Origin of the sequence: Desulfovibrio inopinatus DSM 10711 (genome assembly GCF_000429305.1) — a bacterium.
In the GTDB taxonomy this organism is placed as follows: domain Bacteria; phylum Desulfobacterota; class Desulfovibrionia; order Desulfovibrionales; family Desulfovibrionaceae; genus Alteridesulfovibrio; species Alteridesulfovibrio inopinatus.
The window spans coordinates 136,251-160,436 of the sequence record NZ_AUBP01000002.1 but is presented as its reverse complement, the minus strand read 5'-3'; the positions used below and the strand labels follow the sequence as shown (position 1 = coordinate 160,436).

The 24,186-nt window shown below is 47.7% G+C and carries 18 protein-coding genes and 2 pseudogenes; 6 read left to right on the top strand and 14 right to left on the bottom strand.

Annotation, left to right across the window (positions count from 1 at the left end; translation table 11 throughout):
- Positions 1–102: 102 nt before the first annotated feature.
- The 7 genes from G451_RS0103075 to G451_RS0103045 form a co-directional block, all read right to left on the bottom strand.
- Entirely contained in the window at positions 103–993 is an 891-nt protein-coding gene (locus G451_RS0103075) for an NAD(P)-dependent oxidoreductase (protein WP_051261074.1), read from the bottom strand.
- 76 nt (positions 994–1,069) lie between these two features.
- Positions 1,070–1,813, bottom strand: a complete 744-nt coding sequence (locus G451_RS27235; RefSeq protein WP_034640515.1) for a cupin domain-containing protein — start codon at positions 1,811–1,813, stop codon at positions 1,070–1,072.
- 83 nt (positions 1,814–1,896) lie between these two features.
- Complete coding sequence (locus G451_RS0103065; RefSeq protein ID WP_027183114.1) at positions 1,897–3,153, bottom strand: M24 family metallopeptidase; 1,257 nt, start codon at positions 3,151–3,153, stop codon at positions 1,897–1,899.
- 37 nt (positions 3,154–3,190) lie between these two features.
- Positions 3,191–4,582: a dihydrolipoyl dehydrogenase gene (gene lpdA / locus G451_RS0103060; RefSeq protein ID WP_051261073.1), complete on the bottom strand. Its 1,392-nt coding sequence runs from the start codon at positions 4,580–4,582 to the stop codon at positions 3,191–3,193.
- Positions 4,583–4,592: 10 nt separating this feature from the next.
- Positions 4,593–6,290 carry a 2-oxo acid dehydrogenase subunit E2 gene (locus G451_RS32185; protein ID WP_051261072.1) on the bottom strand — a complete coding sequence of 566 codons (1,698 nt, stop codon included), beginning with the start codon at positions 6,288–6,290 and terminating at the stop codon, positions 4,593–4,595.
- An 11-nt stretch (positions 6,291–6,301) separates the two neighbouring features.
- Positions 6,302–7,279 carry an alpha-ketoacid dehydrogenase subunit beta gene (locus tag G451_RS0103050; protein WP_027183112.1) on the bottom strand — a complete coding sequence of 326 codons (978 nt, stop codon included), beginning with the start codon at positions 7,277–7,279 and terminating at the stop codon, positions 6,302–6,304.
- A gap of 4 nt (positions 7,280–7,283) precedes the next feature.
- A complete protein-coding gene (locus tag G451_RS0103045; RefSeq protein WP_027183111.1) occupies positions 7,284–8,261 on the bottom strand; it encodes a thiamine pyrophosphate-dependent dehydrogenase E1 component subunit alpha in 978 nt (325 codons plus the stop codon).
- A gap of 399 nt (positions 8,262–8,660) precedes the next feature.
- On the opposite strand from G451_RS0103045, the gene lipA reads away from it, so the two are divergent.
- Genes lipA through lipB form a run of 3 tightly spaced genes read left to right on the top strand, consistent with a single transcriptional unit; the run spans position 8,661 to position 12,360 of the window.
- Positions 8,661–9,512: a lipoyl synthase gene (gene lipA, locus G451_RS0103040; RefSeq protein WP_051261139.1), complete on the top strand. Its 852-nt coding sequence runs from the start codon at positions 8,661–8,663 to the stop codon at positions 9,510–9,512.
- Positions 9,506–11,584, top strand: coding sequence for a sigma-54-dependent Fis family transcriptional regulator (locus G451_RS27225; protein ID WP_051261071.1), 2,079 nt, complete (start codon positions 9,506–9,508; stop codon positions 11,582–11,584). Before lipA ends, G451_RS27225 begins: the two co-directional genes overlap by 7 nt.
- On the top strand, positions 11,581–12,360 hold the full coding sequence (gene lipB / locus G451_RS27220; RefSeq protein ID WP_051261070.1) for a lipoyl(octanoyl) transferase LipB: 780 nt from the start codon (positions 11,581–11,583) through the stop codon (positions 12,358–12,360). The genes G451_RS27225 and lipB overlap by 4 nt, the downstream gene beginning before the upstream one ends.
- A gap of 365 nt (positions 12,361–12,725) precedes the next feature.
- On the opposite strand, the gene G451_RS0103025 is transcribed toward lipB, so the two are convergent.
- From G451_RS0103025 to G451_RS0102990, 7 genes and pseudogenes are all read right to left on the bottom strand, one after another.
- Entirely contained in the window at positions 12,726–13,577 is an 852-nt protein-coding gene (locus tag G451_RS0103025) for a C40 family peptidase (protein ID WP_027183109.1), read from the bottom strand.
- Positions 13,578–13,734: 157 nt separating this feature from the next.
- On the bottom strand, positions 13,735–15,471 hold the full coding sequence (locus G451_RS0103020) for a caspase family protein (RefSeq protein WP_027183108.1): 1,737 nt from the start codon (positions 15,469–15,471) through the stop codon (positions 13,735–13,737).
- 699 nt (positions 15,472–16,170) lie between these two features.
- Positions 16,171–16,794 (bottom strand): annotated as a pseudogene (locus tag G451_RS27215) (IS256 family transposase); the annotation flags it as partial.
- Between the two features lie 597 nt (positions 16,795–17,391).
- Positions 17,392–18,540, bottom strand: coding sequence for a UDP-galactopyranose mutase (glf, locus tag G451_RS0103005; RefSeq protein WP_027183107.1), 1,149 nt, complete (start codon positions 18,538–18,540; stop codon positions 17,392–17,394).
- A gap of 306 nt (positions 18,541–18,846) precedes the next feature.
- Positions 18,847–19,566 (bottom strand): glycosyltransferase family 2 protein, encoded by a 720-nt coding sequence (locus G451_RS0103000; RefSeq protein ID WP_027183106.1) that lies wholly within the window; start codon positions 19,564–19,566, stop codon positions 18,847–18,849.
- Positions 19,567–19,569: 3 nt separating this feature from the next.
- Positions 19,570–20,004, bottom strand: a complete 435-nt coding sequence (locus G451_RS0102995) for a GtrA family protein (RefSeq protein WP_027183105.1) — start codon at positions 20,002–20,004, stop codon at positions 19,570–19,572.
- 49 nt (positions 20,005–20,053) lie between these two features.
- Entirely contained in the window at positions 20,054–21,895 is a 1,842-nt protein-coding gene (locus G451_RS0102990) for a hypothetical protein (protein WP_156921483.1), read from the bottom strand.
- 260 nt (positions 21,896–22,155) lie between these two features.
- Here G451_RS0102990 and G451_RS0102985 point away from each other — a divergent pair, with 260 nt between their 5' ends.
- The 3 genes and pseudogenes from G451_RS0102985 to G451_RS33535 all read left to right on the top strand — a co-directional run bounded on the left by G451_RS0102985 (position 22,156) and on the right by G451_RS33535 (position 24,038).
- Positions 22,156–22,380, top strand: a complete 225-nt coding sequence (locus G451_RS0102985) for a hypothetical protein (RefSeq protein ID WP_027183103.1) — start codon at positions 22,156–22,158, stop codon at positions 22,378–22,380.
- 10 nt (positions 22,381–22,390) lie between these two features.
- Positions 22,391–22,861: an L-2-amino-thiazoline-4-carboxylic acid hydrolase gene (locus G451_RS0102980; protein WP_027183102.1), complete on the top strand. Its 471-nt coding sequence runs from the start codon at positions 22,391–22,393 to the stop codon at positions 22,859–22,861.
- Positions 22,862–22,926: 65 nt separating this feature from the next.
- Positions 22,927–24,038: pseudogene (locus tag G451_RS33535) on the top strand (IS3 family transposase).
- Positions 24,039–24,186: the final 148 nt, after the last annotated feature.

Genomic DNA, 24,186 nt, shown 5'->3' with positions numbered 1-24,186 from the left:
CAAGGGAGACACGAGACGCGTGGATCTCGCGTCCCCCTTGCGACCTTCATGGCATGCTTAATACATGCACTTGAGGCCTATCCTGCTGGATAATAATGAAGTTTATTTGCTCATGCCGCTCATTTTTTCGAGCAGGCTGACATAGGCGAAGAAATCCAGCTCACCCATGTCTTGGGCTTTCATGATGCCCCAGAATTGGCGCACCATAGCGGTGATAGGCATAGGAGCGTTGGTCTGCTTGGCGGCATCCAACGCGATGTCGAAGTCTTTGGCCATTTGCGATGCCGTAAAGGCCGGAGCGAAATTGCGTTCCTTCAGAGCGTTGACTTTGTAGCCTACGAGCGGTGAGGCCACGACAGAATTGGCGACAATATCAAGCATCTGTTCCCAATCCATGCCCCCGGCTTCACCAAACGCCAAGGCTTCACCCACCATGGCCGAAGTAATCCCGACCATCATGTTCAGGGTTAACTTCAAGAACCGGGCTTCCTCGCCGGTTCCCACATGAAACTGTTTGGCGCCCATAACTTCAAACAAGGGAAGTACCCGGTCGTAGGCGTCTTGAGGGCCGGAAGCGAAGATGGTTAAATTACCGGCTTGAGCCAAAACGGTGCTTCCCGAGACTGGCGCACGCAGATAGGACACCTGTTTTTCCTTTGCCATGCCATCCACTTCTGCCGAGGCGGTCGGGGAAACCGTGCTCATATCGATATAAACTGTACCCGGTTTCATGGTATGGAGCACACCGCCATCATTGATGGAAATCAGCTTGAGTGCCGTATCGTCAGAAATCATGGAAACGACGACATCGCACTGGGCCCCCAGTTCGGCCAAAGTGTCTACAAATGTAGCTCCTTCATCGACAACTTCCTTAGCCTTGGATTTGGTGCGGTTGTAGACCAACACCTCATATCCTGCCTTAAGCAGATTCTTGGACATGGGGACGCCCATTTTGCCAAGACCGATCCAACCAATTTTCAGTTTTTCGGACATTTGAGCCCTCCAATATGAAATTCATTGAGAACCAAGCACGGAGAAGAACCCCCTCTCCGTGCATGAAGTATCGATACTACAACTCCGTCCACGGTGCGGGCGACACCACCACAGCAAAGCGCAATGTCTGACCACCGACAGGTTTCACGCCGTGAGCCGCTCCTGGAGGAATCCACAAGCAATCGCCCGGGTTGAGAAGGAATTTTTCACCTTCCACTTCGGCGTCTCCCGTTCCGGACAAGATGAAATAGCAATGCTCGCGGCCGGGATGGGTATCCAACTCGGCCTCACCGCCGGGGCGCACTTCCGTACAAAACAGCGTGTAGTGTTTGGCACCGGTCTCTTTGGGAATAAGAACAAAAGCGTCGGTGTCGATGTGTTTGGGCGGGCAGGCTGAGGGCAACTCCTCCATGCTGAAAACTTTGGCCGGGGCGTAGTCGTTGCTTTCGGGCAGAGGATCACTCCAGGGCGGCGGAGAAACAACCACGGCAAAGCGTAACGTCTGACCACCGACAGGTTTGACGCCGTGCTCTGCTCCAGGAGGAATCCACAGGCAATCACCTACGCGGAGGCGAAATTTCTCACCATCCACTTCCGCATCACCCACACCGGAAAGGACAAAATAGCAGTGCTCGCGCCCAGGATGGGTATCCAGCTCGGCTTCGCCGCCGGGATGGACTTCCGTACAAAACAGCGTGTAGTGTTTGGCACCGGTCTCTTTGGGGATAAGCACAAAGGCTTCGGTGTCGATGTGTTTTGCGGGACAAGATGAAGGCAATTCCGACATTTTGAAAACTTGAGCTTTTGCGTAATCAGACATTATTCCCTCCGACTGCGTTATCGTTTGCATGAACAATCACAAATTGTTCAATAGAATTCGCACAAAAGGTCGCTTCACAAACGTTAATACACCTCGCATCCAGGCAATCCACACGAGATGAGGTGATCGCTGGGATAGTTGGTGATGATCTGACATCCATCTTTCGTAACCACGATTTCTTCTTCAATACGGGCCGCACCAGATCCATCGGCCGCTCCACACCATGTTTCCACGGCAAAGACCATACCTTCTTTGATTTCCGTGGGATGCTCGAAATTAAAACGACGCGATAAAATGGGACGTTCCCACAGCGAAAGGCCGATACCGTGACCGTATTGCAACAGGTACGCCTCGTCTTCATTGCGGTATCCAAATTCTTTGGCTTGAGGCCATTGTTCAGCCACATCCGCCGTCGTCACACCAGCTTTAATGACGTCGATACCTGCGGAAATCCATTCTGAAGCTTTTTCATACGCTTCGATTTGGTACTTATTAGGCTTGCCGCAGATAAACGTCCGATAATAGCATGTGTGGTAGCCATTGAACGAGTGCATGATGTCCAGAAAAACCATGTCGCCGGGCTGAATGATCCGGTCGGCAAAGGTGTGGGAATGCGGTTTGCCACGGGCGCCGGAAACCACATTGACGCATTCTACCCGTTCCGAACCAAGCAGGAAGAGCTTTTCATTCGCCAGAGAGACAAGCTCATTTTCCCTTCGACCGGGACGAATGGCTCGCGCGATGTCTTCGTAGACCGCATCAACCATGGAAGCGGCCTGTTTCAGCAGTTCGATTTCATTGGCGGTCTTGATTTCACGCGCGTCCAGCATCGCTTGTTGCCCGTCAACGACGGTAATACCTTCATCTTCCAAGGCGCGGAGCATGGACAGCTCGATCAAATCAACACCTAAAGGCTGGTCGGCAAGACCGTAATCCGAAAGAACGCGTTTGATCTGACGAGCGAAGGCTTTTTGTACATCCATGGCTGGAGGCAGGGAACCGCACATGTTGGAAATAGGTGCCTCCATGCGATCTTCCATCCATGGGCACGTTATGCGTTTGGCCGGAAGCGCCGGATCAAAGAGATACGGTTTGCCCTTGCTGGGACAAAGTGCATACCTATTCATCTTATCGCGACACCATTCACCGATGTGTGTACCGGTAATGTAGCGAATATTGTCAAAATCGAAGGTCAGGACAGCACCCAAACCTTTGTTGTTGACCGCTTGCTGGGCACGTTCGAATCGTTCCTGAATGAGGCCGCTAAAATCGACACCTCGTTCCCAGTCAGTACCCATTGTGCCCCATGTGGCGGTGGCATGTGGTTGATTATAATGCATTGTATACCTCCAAGACGTACATCGTCTGCACGATGCGTTAACGTTTACGAGGCGGGGTATGCACGGCCCGTCCAGACCAATCCAAAGCCGCTTCAAGCACGGTTTCGGAAAGACTTGGATGGGGTTTGATTACATGGTGTAAATCTTCTACGACGCCTTCGACACCCATGAGAGAGATGGCTTCACCAATCATCTCGGTGGCCCCCTCACCGGCTATGTGCACCCCCAAAATTTCGCCGCTATGTCTGTCGCCCACAATTTTTACAAATCCATCCCCTACCCCTTTTGCAGCAGCCGCACCGCTGAACTTGTATGGAAAACGTCCAATGGAAACCGAAATCCCCTGGTCTTTGGCCTGGTCTTCCGTCAGCCCGACACTTCCGATTTCTATTGGACCCCAAATACAGCTCGGAATGAGCATCTTGGGAGCGTTCGTCAGATGACCAGCCAACATCTCTACGGTCGCTTCGGCTTCGGCTGAGGCCTTGTGTGCCAACATCATGCCGCCGATGACGTCGCCAATGGCATAGACCCCGGATAGGCTGGTTTGAAACGTCGTATCCACCTTAAGGAATGGTCCGTTCATAGCGAGACCGAGGTGGTCAACGCCTTCCAGACAAGGAACCCGCCCCGTTGCAGCCAACAGCCGGTCAACCGTTATGGAAGCGTTCTGACCCGACGAATCTGTAAAAGAGACAGACAGAGCGCCATCCAGAGGAGTTACGGAGGTAACTTTTGTTCCTAGGTGGAGGGTAATACCTAGCTGTTGCGCTTTCTTTCGCGTCAGGGCGCTCACCTCTGCATCTTCGGTCATAATCAGCTCGGGCAGCACTTCAAAGATGGTGACTTGGCGTCCCATATTCGCGTAAATGCCCGCCATTTCCACACCGATGACTCCCCCCCCGATGATCGCGATCCGTTCGGGTACATTCTCTTCATCCAAGGCGTGATCCGTCGTCTGGATCAACTGCCCGTCCACGGTCAGAAAGGGCAAAACCTGGGGGCGTGATCCCGTAGCCAGCAAAATATGTTTGGCCTGATAGTCTGTGGTCGAACCGTCGTGAGCCTGCACCGTCACGGAGCCGGTTCCGTTGATCCGCCCCGAACCGCACGTCACCTGCACGCCATTAGCTTGCAACAACCCGGCGATGCCACCCACCAGGCCTTTCACCAAGGAGCGCTTGCGCGCTACCACAGCGCCGACCGAGATATCCAACTGCTCATTTCCAGTTAGTACGGTGGAACATTTCGCCTGTTTGAAGAGTTTGCTGTCATTGTAGAAGGACTTCGTCGGAATACAGCCGCGATTCAAGCACGTTCCACCCAGTGCGTCCTTTTCCACAACCATGACGGACATGCCCAGTTGTGCCGCACGAATCGCGCCCACGTAGCCGCCGGGCCCACCGCCGACAATAATGAGATCGAACATGGTCATATCCTTATATCTTCAAGAAAGTGAAAGCCGGGTTTTCCAACTTGATCTTTAAACTCTTTAAGAAGTCGGCCGCCATGGAACCGTCTACGATACGATGGTCTACCGAAAGCCCAAGCGTCGTGACTTTATGTTGTTTCACTTGACCGTCCTCCAGGTACAATTCTTCTCTCGTTGCGGGCACGCTCAGAATACCGGACTGTGGCGGATTGAGGATCGCGGTAAATTGTCGAACCCCCGTCTGGGCCAAACTGGAGACGGTGAAGGTGCCGCGTGTCATTTCGTCTATGGTCAACTTCCCGTCACGGGCGCGGGCGACAAGATCGCTTCGTTGCTGCGCCACTTCCGCCAAACCGGCTGTGTCCACATCGGCCAAGGCCGGGACGATCAGTCCGCCGGGGAGAGCGACGGCCATTCCCACATTGATTCGTTCGTTGTAGCGAATGGCTTCTCCCGCCCCGCCCCCTTCATATGAGGCATTAATCTCGGGAAATTCCCGCAGACATAGGGCTACAGCTTTGAGGAGAAAGTCATTGATCGAAATTCGCACTCCAGTATCCAGCTCAAATTGGGCAAGCACTTGTTTGCGAAAGGTCAATAGCGAATCCAGGCAGATATCCATAAAGAAATAGATATGTGGAGCGCCGAACTTTGATTCGCACATGCGACGCGCAATCACCTTGCGCATCGTGTTCATAGGCACGACGTTGGATCCGTTGGATGCGGTCGGTACGGCGGTTTGCGCATGAGACGTTTCGGCTTGCACCGCGTTCTGTACATCGGCCCGCATGATTCGACCGCGTACTCCCGTCCCCTGGACCTCTGCTAAATTCACGTTCTGTGCAGCCGCTTCAACTTTGGCCAAACTTGAAGCCTTGGGTTGTTGTGCAATCGCGGCTTGAACATCCTTGTACAGGATTTCACCGGTCGGGCCGGTGGGAGAAACGGTCTCTAAGGCGATGCACTTGTCTTTGGCCAATTGTCGCGCTGCAGGTACGGCCCGAACAATGCCGGAGTCCGAAACATTCGGCGTCGAATGCTGTACAGTACAAGGAGCAGTTACATTTTCATCGCCCTGTGTGGCCGATGATGGAGTGATGTCCCCTAATCCGGAAAAATCCGTTCCCGGCTCGGCGATATACGCCACAACAGTGAGGAGATCGGCCTCCACTCCTTCGCCATAGAGGATTTTAGCCAACACCCCCGAGGCTGGCGCTTCCACCTCGGTAGTCACCTTTTCGGTTTCTACGATAAAGAGGGGCTCGCCCTGCTGCACGGTGTCACCTTCATGGTGCAACCACTGCGTAATCATGCCTTTTTCTACCGTAACGCCCAGCATCGGGAGAACAACTTCGGTCACACCCTGCGCCGGTACAACCTGCTCTTGCGTTGTCGACGGCGTTTCCGAAACGGGGGCCGGAGTGGTTTCTTGAGCGGATGCAACCGGCGTCGCCGGACTGCTTTCTCCTGCTTCCAGGACATGGGAAACCACGGTCAAAATGGGAACTTCCTTGCCTTCCGGGATCAAAATCGGACCGAGAATTCCCGAAGCGGGCGACTCCACTTCCGTGGTGACTTTTTCCGTCTCCACGACGAACAGAATTTCGCCTTTCTCAATGGAGTCCCCTTCCTGTTTCAGCCATTGGACCACTGTACCGTGTTCTACGGTAACGCCCAGCATGGGGATGACGATTTCGACAGCCATGAGATTCCCCTTTAATATTGAGCCAACCGTTCAATAGCGGGCATGAGATCTTTAACGTCGGGAATAAAAGCCTGCTCCAGGGGAGGAGAAAAAGGTACCGGAGTATCCGGTGAACAGACCCGGACAACGGGCGCTTTGAGGTATTCCACTGCTTCTTCAGCAATGATGGCCGAAATTTCGGCTGCTGCGCCGCATGTTTTATGTCCTTCATCGGACACAATCACTTTACCGGTTTTCTTCACCGAATTCAGGATGGTTTCTTTATCCAGAGGAACCAGGGTGCGAGGATCAATAACCTCCACACTGATTCCTTTTTCAGCGGCAAGCTTTGCAGCATCCAAAGCACGCTGGACCATGGCCAACGTTGCGACGATTGTAATATCCGATCCTTCATGGCGAATTGCCGCTTTGCCGAATGGAACGGTATAGTCTTCTTCCGGTACATCTCCTTTCGTGATGTACAGTTTTTTATGCTCTACAAACATGACCGGATTATCATTTCTAATGGCTTCAATCAGCAGGCCCTTCGCATCGTAGGGCGTGGCCGGAGCGGCTACATAAAGCCCAGGAACCTGCATAAACCAAGATTGCAAGGATTGAGAGTGTTGAGCCGCCGTTCCTCGCCCCGCGCCGATATTGGTACGCAGGACCATGGGTACCTTCCCTCGACCGCCGAACATATAGTGCATTTTGGCCATCTGGTTAACGATCATATCCATGCATACTGTCGTGAAATCCATGAACATGATCTCTACCACCGGGCGCATGCCCGTTAGCGCAGCGCCCACGCCCGCGCCTACAAAACCAGCCTCGGCTATGGGCACGTCCACGACTCTCTCTTTGCCATATTTGTTCATCAGACCGGCAGTAACCTGAAATACACCGCCGAATTGTCCAATATCCTCACCCAGAAGGACCACGGCATCGTCGGCCGCCATACATTGATCCAGGGCTTCGTTGAGTGCTTTGCAGTAGGTAATCTGTCTCATAAAACTAGCCCTCGTTTACGTAGATATCGTGATACAGTTCTTCCAAGAGAGGGAATTCAGAAGAACGTGCGAATTCTACACTCTCGTTAATACGCGCGGTCACGGCGTCATCCAGCTCGGCCAGTTCGGCCTTCGTGGCTTCTTTTTCTTTGATTAAATATTTGGCGAACCGCTCAACGGGATCTTTTTTACGCCATTGTGCTATTTCCTCACGGGAACGATACCGCTCTCCTTGATTGGGATCGCCCTCATGGTGACCGCGCCAGCGATACGTTTTACACTCGATAAGACTCGGTCCTTCCTGTGCTCGGGCTCGCTTGGCCGCCTTTTGCGCTGCTTCGAAAACCTCAAGCACGCTATTGCCGTCTACAGTCTGCCCCGGCATATCGTATGCCATGGCTCTTACCGACAGATCACGGATAGGCGTTTGATTTTCATGGGGATTGGAAATGCCATAAAGATTGTTTTCACAAACATAAATTACAGGCAGTTTAAATTGAGCTGCCAGGTTGAGACTTTCGTGAAACGTTCCATTGTTGGAAGAGTTGTCACCAAAAAAACAAACTGATACTTGATCGGTCTTTCGCCACTTGGCAGACCAGCCCGCGCCTGTGGCAATAGGTAAACCGCCGCCCGCAATGCCGTTGGCACCCAGGATGCCGATATCCATGTCTGCGATGTGCATGGAGCCGCCCTTGCCTTTACAGTATCCGCTCTTTTTACCGAAGAGTTCGGCCATCATCTCATTGAGCTTGGAGCCTTTGGCAATGACATGACCGTGTCCCCGGTGCGTACTGGTAATGTAGTCGTCGTCACGCAGGGCTGAGCAAATCCCTACGGCTACGGCTTCTTGGCCGGTATACAAGTGAGCCAAACCGGGAACCAACCCTCTGGCATAGAGATCCGCAATCCGCTCCTCAAACTGGCGGATGGTGACCATGGATTGGTACATCTGCAGTAAGATTTCTCGTTCTATTGGCATGTATTCCTCCGAAGAGTTGATTCTCATTTCGCAATGTACAGTGAGGCTAAAGGCAAAATGGATGCCAAATTGATTGATAGATCGATCAAGTCATATAATATACTGTGATTTTTGATAAAATGATATTTTACATCGAGGTAGCACAGTATTCTCTCTGAGAACTCAATGTCTCACCACATGTCTCAAGAGACAGTGATGAGACACCTTGAGACAAGTTTTGCCTCACGTGTCTCAAAAGAGAAAACTGGGAAACAGCTGGTAAGATCTGTTTTTCTTGGATGTCATTTCTTCGCCTTTGTCACTTCACACATGGTATGATTGTTGCTTTAGCCCCCATTTAACGGGCGTATCGGGCACCCTTCCTTCTGCATTTTCATTTGAGCTGGAGTTATGATGGATATGAAACGACCAGACTGGTTACGAATCAAAACTGTGGGAAGTCGAGATGGAAGTTGTGTTACGCAGTTATTGGGAGAACAATATACAGTTTGTGCCGAGGCCTGTTGTCCGAATCAATACGAATGCTACAGCGCAGGAACAGCCACATTTCTTTTGCTCGGTCCAAGATGCACCCGAACCTGTGGTTTTTGCGCTGTTGGCAAGCAATTGCCTGCCCCGGTTGATTTAACAGAGCCGCAACGAGTGTCGGAGATCGTGCAACGGATGGATCTCAAGTATTGCGTATTGACGATGGTGACTAGAGACGACTTAGATGATGGCGGAGCATCGCATGTTATTGACACCATAGAAGCGGTGCGAGAGATGTGCCCCGGCACTGTTGTAGAGGTGCTCCTTTCGGATCTCAATGGAAACTGGCCGGCCTTGGAGCGAGTGTTGAACGCGAAACCAGAAGTGTTCAACCACAATGTGGAGACCGTTCCTCGCCTCTATAAGCAAGTGCGTCCTCAAGCCCGGTTCGAGCGTTCCCTGGAAGTATTACATCGCGCCGCATCGCGACCGGGACAAATTGTCAAATCAGGCATGATGGTCGGCCTCGGTGAGACAACAGCTGAGACAGTGAAAACGATACGCGACATTCGGAATACGGGATGCCATGTGTTGACATTAGGGCAATACCTACAGCCTTCAGCGAAGCATATCCCTGTCAAACGATACATTACAGAAGAAGAATTCAATTCATTCAAAGAGCTTTCTATAAAAATTGGATTTACCGACGCTGCTTGTGGCTCTTTTGTACGGAGTTCCTATAAGGCTGACAGACTGTTTCACAAGGCGAGCACATCATGTTAGTGCAGAGCTCCATCGAACAGTTTACAGAGTCGCAAGCGCAGGTGGATATGTCTGATGTGTCTCACCCATGGATTGCTCCCGAACGTTTGAAGGAATTGTCTGCAGCATGGGAAGCCGTGGTGGTTTATGGGCGAGAACCGAGGCCCGACTCGGTCCGCGAAGAAGTGAAACAATCTTGGAAACGATGCCGAAAACTTGGTTTAGACCCCTACGCAAAAGTCGGGCCGCAAAGCCTGAAGGGGGCCGAGTTCAAAAAGCTGTGGAAGGCCAATGCAGAATTGGTACAGGCCGCGGCTTCTACACTGAAGATTATTGAAGTCTCGGTACGGGACACCGGGTACATTATCACCTTGGCAGATAAAAGCGGCTATGTACTTGCCGCTACCGGTGGTCGAGACATTCTGAAACAAGCCATGGCCAATCACTATCTCCCCGGTTGTTTGCGTTCCTGCGACCATGCCGGAACCAATTCCATCGGCCTGTGTTTGGAACTCGGCGAACCGGTGCAACTGGTGGGACCAGAGCATTTCCGTACCAGCATTCACGGCTGGACCTGCTCATCCGCCCCTCTTTTGGATGTGAATGGCGATGTCATGGGCGCACTGACATTGTCCGGCCCCATGTCCGAAAGTCAACCGCACACGTTGCCGTTGATCATTTCCGCGGCGCAATCGATTGAAGGACAGTTGCGGGAAAAGCGACTCAATCATGACAAGATTCGTCTCAATACGATGCTGTCTCAGATCGTCGACTCGATGTCCGAGGGCATCATTGCGTTGGACGAATCCTTGCGGGTGACGCATTGCAATTCCATGTCTGCTTACATGCTCGACCTGGAACACCAAGAGTTGGAAGGCCGCTCCATTCTGGATTTCGTTGCGCCGAACGCCCCGTTGGCCTTGGCGCTTCATAGTAAAACACCGTTTCGCAGCAAAGAAGTGTTGTTTGCTGCCATTGAGAAAAACTTTCTTTGTTCTGTGGACCCGCTGAAAAGCCACCACGGGGTGAACGGTGCGTTGATCCGCCTTTCCGAAACGCAGGAAGTCGAACAATTGGCCAAGAAACTGGGTGGCAACTATGCCAAATACCAGTTCACGGACATTATCGGTTCATCGACATCGCTGACGAAACAAATTGAATTGGCCCGCATTGCCGCAAAAATCAATTCCAGGGTCCTCATTACCGGCGAATCCGGTACGGGGAAGGAACTCTTTGCGCAGGCCATACATAACGCCAGCCGTCGAGTTCATGAGCCGTTTGTCGCCATTTCGTGCGCGGCCATTCCGCACGATCTTATTGAATCGGAACTCTTCGGATATGTCCCCGGCGCGTTCACCGGAGCAAAACGCGAAGGCATGATCGGCAAGTTCGAACTCGCCAACAAGGGAACTCTGTTTCTTGATGAAATCAACGGCATGCCTCTGGACATGCAGGCCAAGCTTTTACGAGTGCTCCAACAGAACGAAATCATGCGTTTGGGAGGAACCCGTACCATTTCCATAGACGTCCATATCATTGCGGCAACGAACACGGACCTGCTCCACGAGGTGGAACAGGATAACTTTCGTGAAGACCTGTATTACCGCCTCAGCGTGGTTGATCTCTTCATTCCCCCTTTGCGTGAGCGTCGAGGAGACCTTGAACTGCTTTGCGATCACATTTTGACGAAAAAAGCGCAACGTATGGGCTTGGTCAAGCCACGTGTCAGCTTCAAGGTTATGGATGCGTTCTTGAAATACAATTGGCCCGGCAATGTCCGTGAATTGGAAAACAGCCTGGAGCGAGCTATCATTTTGGCCGAAGGCGGGGCTATTTTATTGGAACACCTGCCCAGCCGTATATTGCGCCCACAGGAACCCACGGGATATATTCCGGAGACCACGGCAGTCCAGCCCGCAACTCAGACGATTCTTCCGACAGGAACAAAAAATCTGACAGGACAAGTGGTGACAGAGGCCATTGCTCAGGCCGACGGCAATCTCTCCCAGGCGGCAAAACTCCTGGGGATTGGCCGAGCGACGATCTACCGGAAGATAAAAGAGTTCAAAATTCCTGCTCGGGTGTCTCCATGACAAAACAGCATGATATTCGTGTTCTATGGCTGAGGAGTCTCGATTACCAGATCTGTCATGCTCTGCAAAAAAAACTTGTGGAGCAGATCATTGCCGGGGAGGGCCCGGAGACGCTCCTTTTCGTGGAGCATCATCCCGTCATCACCACAGGACGTCGCACCCAACGAAGTGATATCCTTGCCTCCGCTGATCAGTTGGCTCAAGAAGGAATTACCATATACGATGTAGAGCGTGGCGGTCTTGCCACGTATCATGGACCAGGTCAGCTGGTCATATACCCTATTCTCAATCTGCGGACCCGTAAGCTGGGTATCAAAGAATACGTCCATTTGTTGGAGTCCATGGTCATTGAGGCCTTGGCCCATTATGGTATCTCAGGGCTCATCAAAAAAGGCTTTCCCGGTGTGTGGACCAGCCCTTCGGACAAAATCGCCTCCCTCGGCGTCGCCGTGCTTCGGGGTGTCTGCTATCACGGTATCGCGCTCAATTGCTCAACGAATCTAAATCATTTCAATATGATCAACCCTTGCGGCATTGATGGCGTGCGCATGGTTTCTATGAAGTCAATATGTGAACAAACCATTCCTTTAGACGAACTCCAGCGGGTTTGCGTGGAAGCGTTCAAAACGGTGTTCGGTATACCCTGCCGTATCCATGAAGACCTTCCCGAAGACATCCGCACTGCACTTGGATTGAAACCATGCCCCATCTGCTGGGCCTGCGGAGCCTGTGAGACCGTATCTCAAAGCCCTTATGAGGGAATCGAAATCATTTAGGATAGACTCATAATTCCCGGATGAGCCTTCGTTCAATATGTGGTGTAGCTTTTTAGCGAACCGACCTTCTTTCGCGTTCCCTTTGGTTGAGACGGGAAACGCATTATGACTGATCTTGAGGAGTAACAGTCCATATCCGTTTCAAAGGAAGCTCTGCCTTCAAATCTTCATCGAGTTTTTCGTAAGTCGAAAAGAGCTGTTCAAGCAATTCCTTCTGTGACCAGAGCCTTACTCGGAAAAAGAAGTGCCATTCTTTTTTCCTTTTCGTTTTGAGTTTCGAGAAATAAGACTCACCGCATGAGACTATTGAATCGAAAACAATAACGATAAAGACAGAACCTTTCTTTTGTTCTATTTCCAGCCCGCTATAAAGCTAAGCGCCCAACAATATATGTGTTCGGTGATTGTTTGAGATCTCTGGGGGTCACAAAATCCGCTATAGCTCGACTTTGCACTACTCCTACTTCGTTTTGTTGAACGTCCGGCACACTGCGTGCGAGAGGAGCAGTTCGCGAGACACGTTGCCAAGTCTCCAAAAATTCATAGCTCGCCAACTGTGCTTCCTCGAAATCCTGCATGACGGTGGAGCTCATTTCCTTCTGAGAACTTATGTCAAATTGATGCGTTAGCGTGGTTGAAGTATGCCCGATAGAACGTTGAGCTAAAATATCGGCTCCCACGATGTTGATAAAGAATTCTTCCCCCGATTCGACGTAGCATCGATATACAAGTTCCGAGCAGATAAGGGGTTCTTTGTTCATGCTCATTAATTTAGACAACACGCTCGCCGCAGCATCGGTAATTTGGCGCACAAACTTGGAGAGCCCGGGAACCCAACCCCCAAAAGGGAAACGCCTTGTAGTGGCGAGAGCCGCCAAAAGCAGAATTTGTTCGAAAGCGTAGCGATCGCCATCATTCACATAACGACGTATAGTATCTGTCACGTTTTGAGTGGGAATACCAGCATCACCAAGCTGCTTTCCAGCATCATTGCGGAAGCGGAAAACATCAACGAACTTGTTCTTACAAGTACTTTCCGAAATTGTATTTGTCGTAATGCCGCCCCCAAGAGATTCAATAACATTTTCGCCGTCGAATATGCCCGCATGGTTATATTCGCTACCATCAAATAAACGGATCATACCGCCAAGAAATGACTCGGAGTGATATAAGAAAATGTCCCCAGTCCGGAGAGCATCTTTGGTTACGACCTGCATGTCATCACCTTTCTTCTTTTAGTATAAGGCGTTAACGAATAGAGACTCTTCTGTTTTGTCGGATTGAAGAGCAGTAGCGCCGTCAAACCTGACGAGATAATATTCAACTGCGTTTTGCCTCCGCCTTTATGTGCGGAGGCAAAACTGCAGCAGGCTTTTACCGACTGAACAACGGTTTATCTCGATAGCGCTGGTCGCATTCAAGCTCGGGGATTTGCGCAAATCGATTGTGTAACAGTGAATCGCGAACTCGATTGATCAAGTCGTTTCGAGATATCTGCGTTTGAGATTGCCTGATGTGATGACATAAGAAGTAAGTGAAGGCTCCATTACGAGAACCCGATATCGTAGCATCCGCCGCTGTTTGCCAATCCTGACATGCAGCCCACAACAGAGGTTTCGATTCCGATGTCTGGATCTGTTTGAAATGACTCGTCTGCAGATTCAATTCTGCGCCTTCAAAACGAGAAACAATATCGACTGGAGGAGAAATAAACCTACTCCGGGAACCCGTATTCGGGATAAGTTCCGATGCGGGTTGCAAGCTCATTTCTTTAAGCCCACTTTGGGAGTGACAGCAATCCAAAATGGCCTCAAAATGTACATCTTCGCGTAAATCGCTGAGAATAGCAGCGAGCATATCGTCAGTGATGTAGATGTTTTTATGCCAATCTATGTCCCAGGGACAAATCAATTCGTCAAGACCGTCTTCCAGCTCGTCAAAATCGTTTCTTTCGAGAATTTGAGACCCATGGCCTGAAAAATGGAATACGCACGTATCCCCCGGTTTGGCATTGGCAACCATCCATTCAAGACGGTGAAGAATGTCGTCGTTACAAGCACGATCATCAACGAGTACACGAATGTCATCATTCATAAAGCCATAGAATGTTTTAAGCACATTGCGAATATTCACGACATCGTTAACACAACCATACAACCTGTCCTCCTCTCTTTTGTAGTTATTAATACCTACCAATAATGCCAGTCGCCTTTGTTTCTCATATATCTTATTTTGTTGTCTGCGCAGAAGCGCCACTGACTGAGCACCTTTTCTCGCGATTTGTTTTTGAGTTTTCACAACCTCAATGATCTCGCCAAGGCCTATGGGAGCAAATTCAAAGAGGCTGTCTGTCTCGCTTTTATCCGCCAGAGTCTTTGGAATTGCATAGATGAAATCTCGTTGCCCAAGATGAGCGAAGAGAGGATTGGCCAAAGTTAACTCTCGTCTCGCTTCTGGCTTACCTTGAATCATCTCAACCTTACCAAGAATGTCCCCGCCTGTGTTGGCGATGGTTGTGTAGGCCATGTCAGTTTCGCTAACCACTTTCAAGCCGATATCGACCCTGGCAAGATCCTCAATACCAAGTTGAAGATCCGCATCGGAAGTAATCTCAAGGCGAGCATTGCTAGAATTGGAAATGGCCAATGCGTAGGAGCCCGCCCTAGCGACCTCCGTGACAAGAAAAACAGATTTTCCAAGAAAATATTCAGGAGAGATTTTACGGAGAGCCTCCCTACGAACGGAGACCAAATTCTGAATTCGCTGAAAAACGACGTCGCGAAGAACAAAAAGAAAATTCCCCTTACTTCCGAAACCAATGGAGAGTGTTGCGCCCACATTTGAAATTAAGGGTACCGAAATGTCCAATCCTACTGTAAGTTCCGTGGTCTTTTGCCAATTCATGTAGTCAACGGAATCCCCTTCTTGGACATCAACCCCAATACCAAATAGTGGATCCAAAATGGACCCCAAGTAGTTAACCCGTTTTTCATCAACAAGTTCGACAATATCACCAAGCTTAATCTGTTGACCTATGGGCCAAGCAGGTACGAAATCACCACAATTTTTCTGAATATGTTCAAGAAACTGGCGTTCAGGGCGTCGGCACATGAGACTAACCTCCCTCATTAAAAGTGTTACTTTCTGGCAAATATCGAAATCAACATCGGTTGCTCAGTAGAATCACCGCAAAGGAGATAACCTAAAGGCTTTTAGTCAGACGGCTCGGATGTGGCGGTTTCCGCCTTCTTATGAAGATTGATCCTCTTCGTTTAACATAACGAAATAGCGTATTTGTTAAATCGCAAAGAACCGGGAGAATCAAAAGATGGACAGTGAATTCCGTTGAGACAGAACAGTGGGAGCAAATAGTTTTGATTGCTACTTAGAAAGGCATACTACTACTTCATGGCTACCATGCACAAAACGAATAACAGATTAATCCATACCATTACAACCATAAAAGAAAATATTCGTATATTCAATGCCACGCTTCTTGAATCTGGTCAATGATGTTTTTTAAATAAAATATCACGTCCACCATATTTTTCCTATAAGAACATTCGTCAAGACTAATCTGGTGTGTAGTTTTTTCCTCTTTGTGCACTCTAACCCTGCTATAAAAAAGAGCATAATTGTATAGCGACATGGCGATGCTGGCAATCTGCTGATACTGATTGGCATAAGGAAAGAAAGGAATGGAGTGAGTTGCGAAGTTGCTGCCCCATTGAATCGATTCGAGAAAGCAAAGCTGCCGCTATTACACCAACAGTCTTAACGTTGACGAGGCACGTACCGCCCAATCAAACTGTCTTCCACGGCAAGAAGCTCTTTGCGACCATTCGTCGTAGCGCCAATGACCACAAGGATGCATTGGCGGTCATCAGCAGCCCGAATATTGAAGTACACGCCGTCAGCCCAAATGGAGATGTAATGGTGCCCCTTCAAGGAACGCTTGTTCCATTCCTGATGTTCATCCTGCCATTGTTGCTTCAATCGGCCGATACTGCTTGAAGACAACCCTTGCGCTTTATCTCCGAACAATGCCGTCAAAACCTCTTTGAAATCGCCGGTGGAAATGCCGTGCAGGTACAGCAAAGGTAAAAAATCTTCGACGCTCTCCGTACGCTTCAGATACGGCGGAACAAGTTTGGAGGTGAATTTGATCCCGTTGGCAGTTCTGTCGCGAACCTTCGGCACCTTCACGGGGACCGGACCCGCTCCAGTAAGAATATCACGTTCAGGAAGATAACCGTTTCGGACAACGCCCTTTTTACCGTCAGCGAGAGGCTGGGCAACACGTTCCAATAGTTCTTGAACTTCGATTTCAAGAGCTTGCGCCAAAATCTGCCTTGCTCCTTGCCGAGCCAAGTCTGTCAACATATCCCGCTTTGCAGCTTGCTCCTCGAAGATCGAAAGACTATCCTTGCTCATGGGGGACGTACTTCCAGTTTGTCGGTTTCCATCGTGGATTCTCACCCGACAGGGTACGTCACCCCTCTTACCTCTTCAAACACCACTTCTGGGTATAACTCTTTTGATAGAGGTCAAGAGTTCAAATCAAAAACGCAGCATCCAGCGCTTCCGGTTCAGATGAAACAAACACAAAAGAACTCAATAGTTATTCCAAAATGCTCAACAAAACTATCAATCCCCAACAATCTCTATTATTTCAATAAATACTATAAAATACAGACGAAGCGACCCTCCACCTTCATCATAAAGTTTCACCCCGAAAGAGGGAAAGATGAGTCTGGCATAGGGCATAGCGAGACCTCCTCTCATGCGGAGCTAGAGTGTTTATCGTTTATGTTGAACAACTTGAAATTCCGACAGATATACCGTTCATTTCAAGTCATACTGTAACCATTTAAAGTTTTTGAAGATTATTAAGAAACTTTTTCCAAAAAGTTTCTTAATCCGCCGGAGGCATTCTTCCGTTTCACTGAAAAACGCTCTAAGGCAATAACCACATCCCGCAAAAGTCAAACTTCATTGGTCTACCGACAAAACCGTGGGCTTTTCATTGGATTACATATTTTTCACTCGGGATAATATGACAGTATTGAAATCATTTAATGCTAATTCAATTGCATCATCCATATCAAGATATTGATATGAGCCCAGACGTCCCCCCAAAAGAACGTTCTTTAGCGTAGCCGCTTCAGCTTGGTATTTAGACAGTATTTTTTTGTCCTGTGGAGTGTTCACAGGGTAATACGGTTCATTCTCAGTGCCAGTGTCCAGTGAATACTCATATGTAATACATGTTTTATCTTTTACATAATTTAACTCAGGATGGTAATGTCGATATTCATGAATCCGCGTGTACGGAACCTGTGCCTCGGCATAATTCATAACAGCCGTTCCCTGAAAGTCTTCAACATCAACGACTTTATCTTCAAATCTCAAAGAACGGTATTTTAATTTCCCATGTTTATAATGGAAAAAAGCATCGATTGGTCCACTGTAAATAACAAATGCTGTTGCGGGGAGTTGATTTTGAATATCTTCAAAATCAACTCCTAATTGGACCTCAATGCGAGGATGATCAAGAATTCGTTGGAAAACTTTTGTATATCCATCGACTGGAATTCCTTGCCATGGATCGGTAAAGTAACCCATATCATAATTGAATTTCGCTGGTATACGGTTGATGATAGAGGCAGGAAGATTCCGTGGATCGGTTTGCCACTGCTTCAGTGTGTAGCCTTTGATAAAAGCCTCGTATAACTCGCGCCCCATGAGGCTTATAGCTTTTTCCTCAAAATTATTTGGATCTTTTATTAAAGCCTCTTGAGCTCGTTGTTGAATAAATTCTTTTGCTTCTTTCGGATTCATACGTGTTTTGAAAAAAGCATTGATAGTAAGAAGGTTTATAGGAATGTGATAGATACTATCTTTATATGTCGATAAGACTTTATGCCTATAATTGTTGAACGATGTAAATTGAGTTATGTAATTCCATACAGCCTCTTTATCCGTATGAAAAATATGTGATCCATAGACATGTTTTTCTATCCCTGTCTCTAAGTCATTTTCAGTGTATGAATTTCCACCGATATGATTTCTTTTATCAATAACAAGAACATGCTTCCCAAGATTTTCAGCAATTTGCTCGGCGAGTACGGCCCCATAAAAACCGGCACCAACAATGATATACTCAAGTCCCTGTTCCATGTTAACTGTCTTTCCTGTTTTTCATTATTATGAACCTGGGCGACATATGATATTTAACTTAAACGATTCACCCGCCTGGAGGAATGGCATAACATTCTATTGCAGTTTATAATGACTTCCTGTCACAGACCTAAAAAGCTTCATCTCAATGAAGGCGGTACATTGTTTAGGGGCTGTCGCTCTTACCCGGTTGTCTCTGAAAGAAAGGACTCTCCCGACTCTCGTTTGTTCATTTCAAGTCTACTATGGAGTTCCTTCACTTTTGTATTGCGGAAGCGATAAGAGCACGACTAACGAGACACGGCATTATAATCCATTTTGCCGAAGTGTTTTTCGGAACGCCCAGAAGTCTTGGACAGCTTTCAGTCCAATTCGAGAAATGCGACGCAAATTGATGCTATTCACACCACCCTGTCTTGGACGAAATGTTATGGGTAACCATGCGATATTGCGTTTTTGAGCGGATAAAACGATGGAGAGCATAACATTGGTGAGATTATGATTGGGAGGTACCAATGCAAGAGCATCACGCAGAACGTCATGCCGCATTAGTCGAAAAGGGGTATTTGCATCTTTGATATTTAATCCAAAGACAAGAAACAAAGCCAAGCGCAAAACAGATGTTACAATAACACGAGAGCTCCCATCCTGACGATGAGAGCGAACGCCAATACATGCGTCAAAGTTTTTTCGAACTTTCCAAAACTGACTGAACTCTTCAGGTAAAGTTTGCCGATCGGAATCCGTTTGGAAAACATAGTCGGCACCTGCTTCAATCGCTCGTTGATATCCATAATAGATAGTGGACCCATGCCCACCATTTGGCTTATCTTCTATCTCAAGCTGGATATATTCTTGTTTTAATCTATGAAGAATCTCTAAAGTATTATCCCGAGAACCATCGTTGACGATCAACAATCGACTTTCTGGAGATACATTGGATACTACGTTGATCCACTCAGAAACTAATTCTTCGATATTGCTTGCTTCATTGTAAGCAGGGATAATAATATAAAGTTTTTCCATATGCTAACCAAAAGTTACAAAGTTATTGAAAGAAAATTGCACCCCGAACACAAATATCATGGATATAATTTTCATTGTTATAACGCCTATTCCTAGCCATGGTGCTGCATGTAATAAAAAAGAAGATAGGCTCAGTCCAACGACAGCAGCGAAGAAAAACAGGCTGGCACGACGGAACATCTTGTCATTACAGCAAAATGTGAAACGAGCATTGGTGTAAAAAGAAAGAAGAGTACCAATGAAGTAAGTGAAAACATTAATTATTACAGGCGAAAATGAAGTCACCGACACGAAAAATGCAAAGAGCCCTAAATCAATGAGTGCACAGCTTGCTCCGATAACCCCATATCTAATAGCCTTAGCCACCGTTTGCAGTAACCAACGGTTAAATACTGTCTGCCCTTTTTGGGCAGTCAATGACGAATTAAAGAACTTCATTTCGATATTAATAAACCTAAAAAGATGAGAGAGGATAGCACATGAAAACCTATTTTACGGTAAATACGCCAACATGGTAATGGCGTTTTGTTGCCATTTGCTGCACGGTAATTTCGTATGAACCAACAGTATCAAACAGGCGAGGGGGAATGGAAGCAGTAATGAGTTCGCCATCTGCTGATTGATATGTTGATCGAGAAGGTGTATCCCCAAAGTACACTTTGACATTTCCTATTTCAAGAGGATCAAGCTTCTGTATTTTGATCCAAATGCCAGCCCCACCATCAACTTGTTCGTTGGGGACACTCCCCACTTCTGTATTTTGTGGTCCCCAATCAAGAACTTTAAAGTCGACATCGTTATAATTCCGGTCAGGAAGCCAACACACTAAGTTCCATGGGGAAGAATATATGATGTTAGAACACATGCGTTTATAGGAATCCCAATCCGAATGAAGCAAGCGGACTTGGTAGTCTTGAACGACAAGCACTTGTGAATCGCCGGTCTTGAATGGAATTGTAGGAATTCCTGTTAGCAATTGGTATTCCGGATTCTGCCACCAGCCATCAGCAAAAAGAGATTTCGGTGCTGCTTTCTTTAGAGAAGAAACAACTTTAAGCTGTTCATCTATTCTCAATTTAAAATCACTGCTTATTGACTCTTGCAATACAGAAACGAGTGAACCAACAGATAAAATGAATATGGAAAGCAGAAAAATTGTACCAACAAAAGATTGTTTTTTGTTACCGTCTTCGCGGAGTTTAATGAAAAATGAGGCTCCGAGTATAAAAAGAGCAGGCATGAATAAAAATAAAAACGGAAATGCTTGACGTGCTGCTGCTTGTTTAGATTGAGTAAGCCAGCCTAATAGCATAGCGCCTCCAGCCATAAGCAAAACAGCAGATAAAATAAGGACAAAAGGATCGCTTTTGTTTACATCTTGCCTCAATGTATCGACGTGAACCGTCGAAACTCTAGTAATTTGAATGCTAGAGGAAACAAGTATGGCAATCGTAGCTAATCCAGCGGCACCCCATGTATAAGAAGGAATACACTGATATAGCCCTGAAATTTTAACCCCAAGGACTTGAGGGTCTAGCCATGTTCCAGTATTGTTCACATTTTGCATCCTTAAAAAGGACCGAAATTCATCAATCGAGAATAAATACGACCTTATATCATGAAGCGAACAATACCGAAAAAATTCAAATGCAAGAGTTGGAGTTAATATTAGAGCGAGCGCAAATACAATATGTTTAATACTGAGATTATATTGTAAAAAAACATAATAAACAAAAACCGTTGACAATAGAATAACACCAGCTAATCCAAAGATAATTTTGATTTGAATCGCAATCCCAACAGCGAGCGCTGCCAATAATATTTTTTTTCTCGATAGTAATGCAGCTGCTAAAATGAGCGCAGCTGCCGCTGGGAGTTCACCCTCGACTTTCCCTACAGGGAGGCTATGAATACATAACAGTGCAGCAATCGAAAGCGACCAGAGGAGCATTCCTCCCTGTAATCGACGAAGAAGCAAAAAAAGACCAGCTGCGTAAATCCATAAAAAGCTGGCCATAAAAGTTCTAACCGCCAAAATACTTCCATCAGTAAGAGCCCAGACAGCTGCAAGTGGTACCAATATTACCGGCCCAGTCGTAACATTGGAATCAAATTCTTGGGGACTATTTTCATGAAGGACCCCATAACTTGCGTAGCCGTCACCACGGGCGAAAGAATCGACAACCTGAAGATTATACGCCTCATCATAATCAAGAGGTAAATACAAATTTTTATATGTAATATAAGAAATCAAGAAGATAACAAATGCAATAAATCCCCAGACTGCTATTTTTCCGAAAACACTGAATAATAAGGGTAACTTAGGCATATCGCCATAATTCTTTAAAACAAACAAAATGGAGTTCCCTTTTTCAAATCTCTTTGACGTATAGCCTTATCTAACCTGAACAATCCACCCACTTAAAACAATGTTACCAAGGGTATATCATTACGTTTTTGTTTACAACCACATCCAGTCTACGAACCCAAAATGTTTCTCCTATTTGGTAGAGGGCTGAACGCGATCCTGCTACAGAATTGTGAACACGAAGTTAAGCCACTATCCTGACGAGCAAACAAGAGATGTGGATGAGTAACTCTCGTAGAAAATATGATGCGGGATTTAAGCGCAATGCCGTGATGCTGGTTGAATTACATTTACAAAGAACAACATCTCGTAGTGTGCTTTTTTTGCAAACTCAAAAAAATCAGATGGATCGTTACTCGTTACGAGAAATTGGAGATTACTTTCTTGGGAATGGTCACTCTCGCTTCATGTCTCATCTGGTTGCGGTAATTGAGAAACACGCTTAGGGGGATTTCGATGAAAAATATATTTCGAAAACTGATTGGCATCATAGTTGTTCTCCCGTTTGTCATAGCGATAAAAACTCTCTCCATTTTCATGAGTCAACAAAAAGCCATTGAAAAAATAGGACCAATAGTAACAGTAATTGCAAAACAAACTTTGAAATATTGGGTACCGACAATTTGTGTCCCGAATGAATTTGATGCATTTCCCCAAAAAATGAAAAGGAACTTCAAATTATGGAGACTTTTTTACGACATTGAAGTTTCTGAAGAGAACAGCAATGTATTTAAACTTTTTATTTCAAACTGCCCCTTCTGTGAAGCCTTGAATAGCTTCGGTTTTCCAAATCTGAGTGCATATATTTGCGAGGGAGATTGGGCCATTGCTCATGACAACTCAGATAAATGGATTTTCGAAAGGGCTCATCAAATCGGTACGGGTGATAGCTTTTGTGATCACACATATAAAAGAATACAACTGTGAGAAGTGGTCCCCCAAATTCAGACAGTGTGCTAAGGTGTATTCCTCTATCAAAGGGGACCACAATTATGACGAAGAGAAAGAAATACTCCGCGGAGTTCAAAGCCAAAGTCGGTCTCGAAGCGTTGACCGGTGAACTCACCATGTGTCCCAGCTCTCGGCCAAGCACGGCGTACATGCCAACCTGATTGCCCAGTGGACGGCCAAAATCCGCAAGGAAGCGGTTGAAGTTTTTGCCACTGGTCATGCCCGCAAGGCGAGACAGCGCGAGGACGAAATCCGGGATCTCCACGCCAAGATGGGCCAACTTACCGTGGAACGCGATATTTTAGCCAAGGCCTTCGGTCGCTGAGCCACACCCGGAGGAAAAATATGGTCAAGTCCGACAACCGGCTTTCCATCACTCGTCAATGCCAGCTGCTCCCTATCGCCCGAGCGACACATTATTACGAAAGCAAAGGCGAGTCGCCCTTCAACCTCAGGCTCATGCGTCTGATTGACGAGCAATTTTTGAAAAGACGAGTTATGGCTCTCGCCAAATAGCGCGCTGGCTGCGTCGCCAAGGTTACTGTGTTGGTCGCAAGCAGGTGTGCCGTCTAATGCGTCTCATGGGCCTTGTTGCGATTTATCCCAAACCGCGAATCACAACTCCAAACCAGGCTCATCGAATTTATCCTTACTTACTGAGAGACCTGCTGATCGACAGACCGAACCAAGTCTGGTGCACGGACATCACCTATATCCCGATGCGACACGGCTTTCTCTACCTTGTGGCCGTGATGGACTGGTTCTGCCGCCGCGTGCTGAGCTGGCGGCTTTCCAACACGCTGGACTCGGACTTCTGTATCGCCGCGTTGGAGGATGCCTTGACGAGGTTTGGCCGCCCGAAACCTTTAACACCGACCAGGGCTGCCAGTTTACGAGCCTGGATTTCACGCAAACACTCAAGGACGCTGGTGTGAGCATCTCCATGGACGGCAAGGGGCGATGGATGGATAATGTTTTTATCGAACGACTTTGGCGGACGGTGAAGTATGAGAGCGTGTATCTGCACGAGCTGGAAAGTGGCAGCCAGACCCGCACCGTACTTGGAGATTGGTTCAAAAGCTACAACAGTGATCGGCCGCATTCGAGTCTGGACGGCCGTACGCCGGAAGAGATACACATGACTCTTGTCTGAAGAAGGCTGTCTAAAGAAGACGTTACTGGCCGTAGCTGATTTGGCCTGTACCGGAATAGGATTTAGCGGCACATCCATGAACGAATGCACCTTGCCAAGGCCGCTGAACTGTCTAACAAATAGAGGCCACTTCTCCAACCGAGTGCCA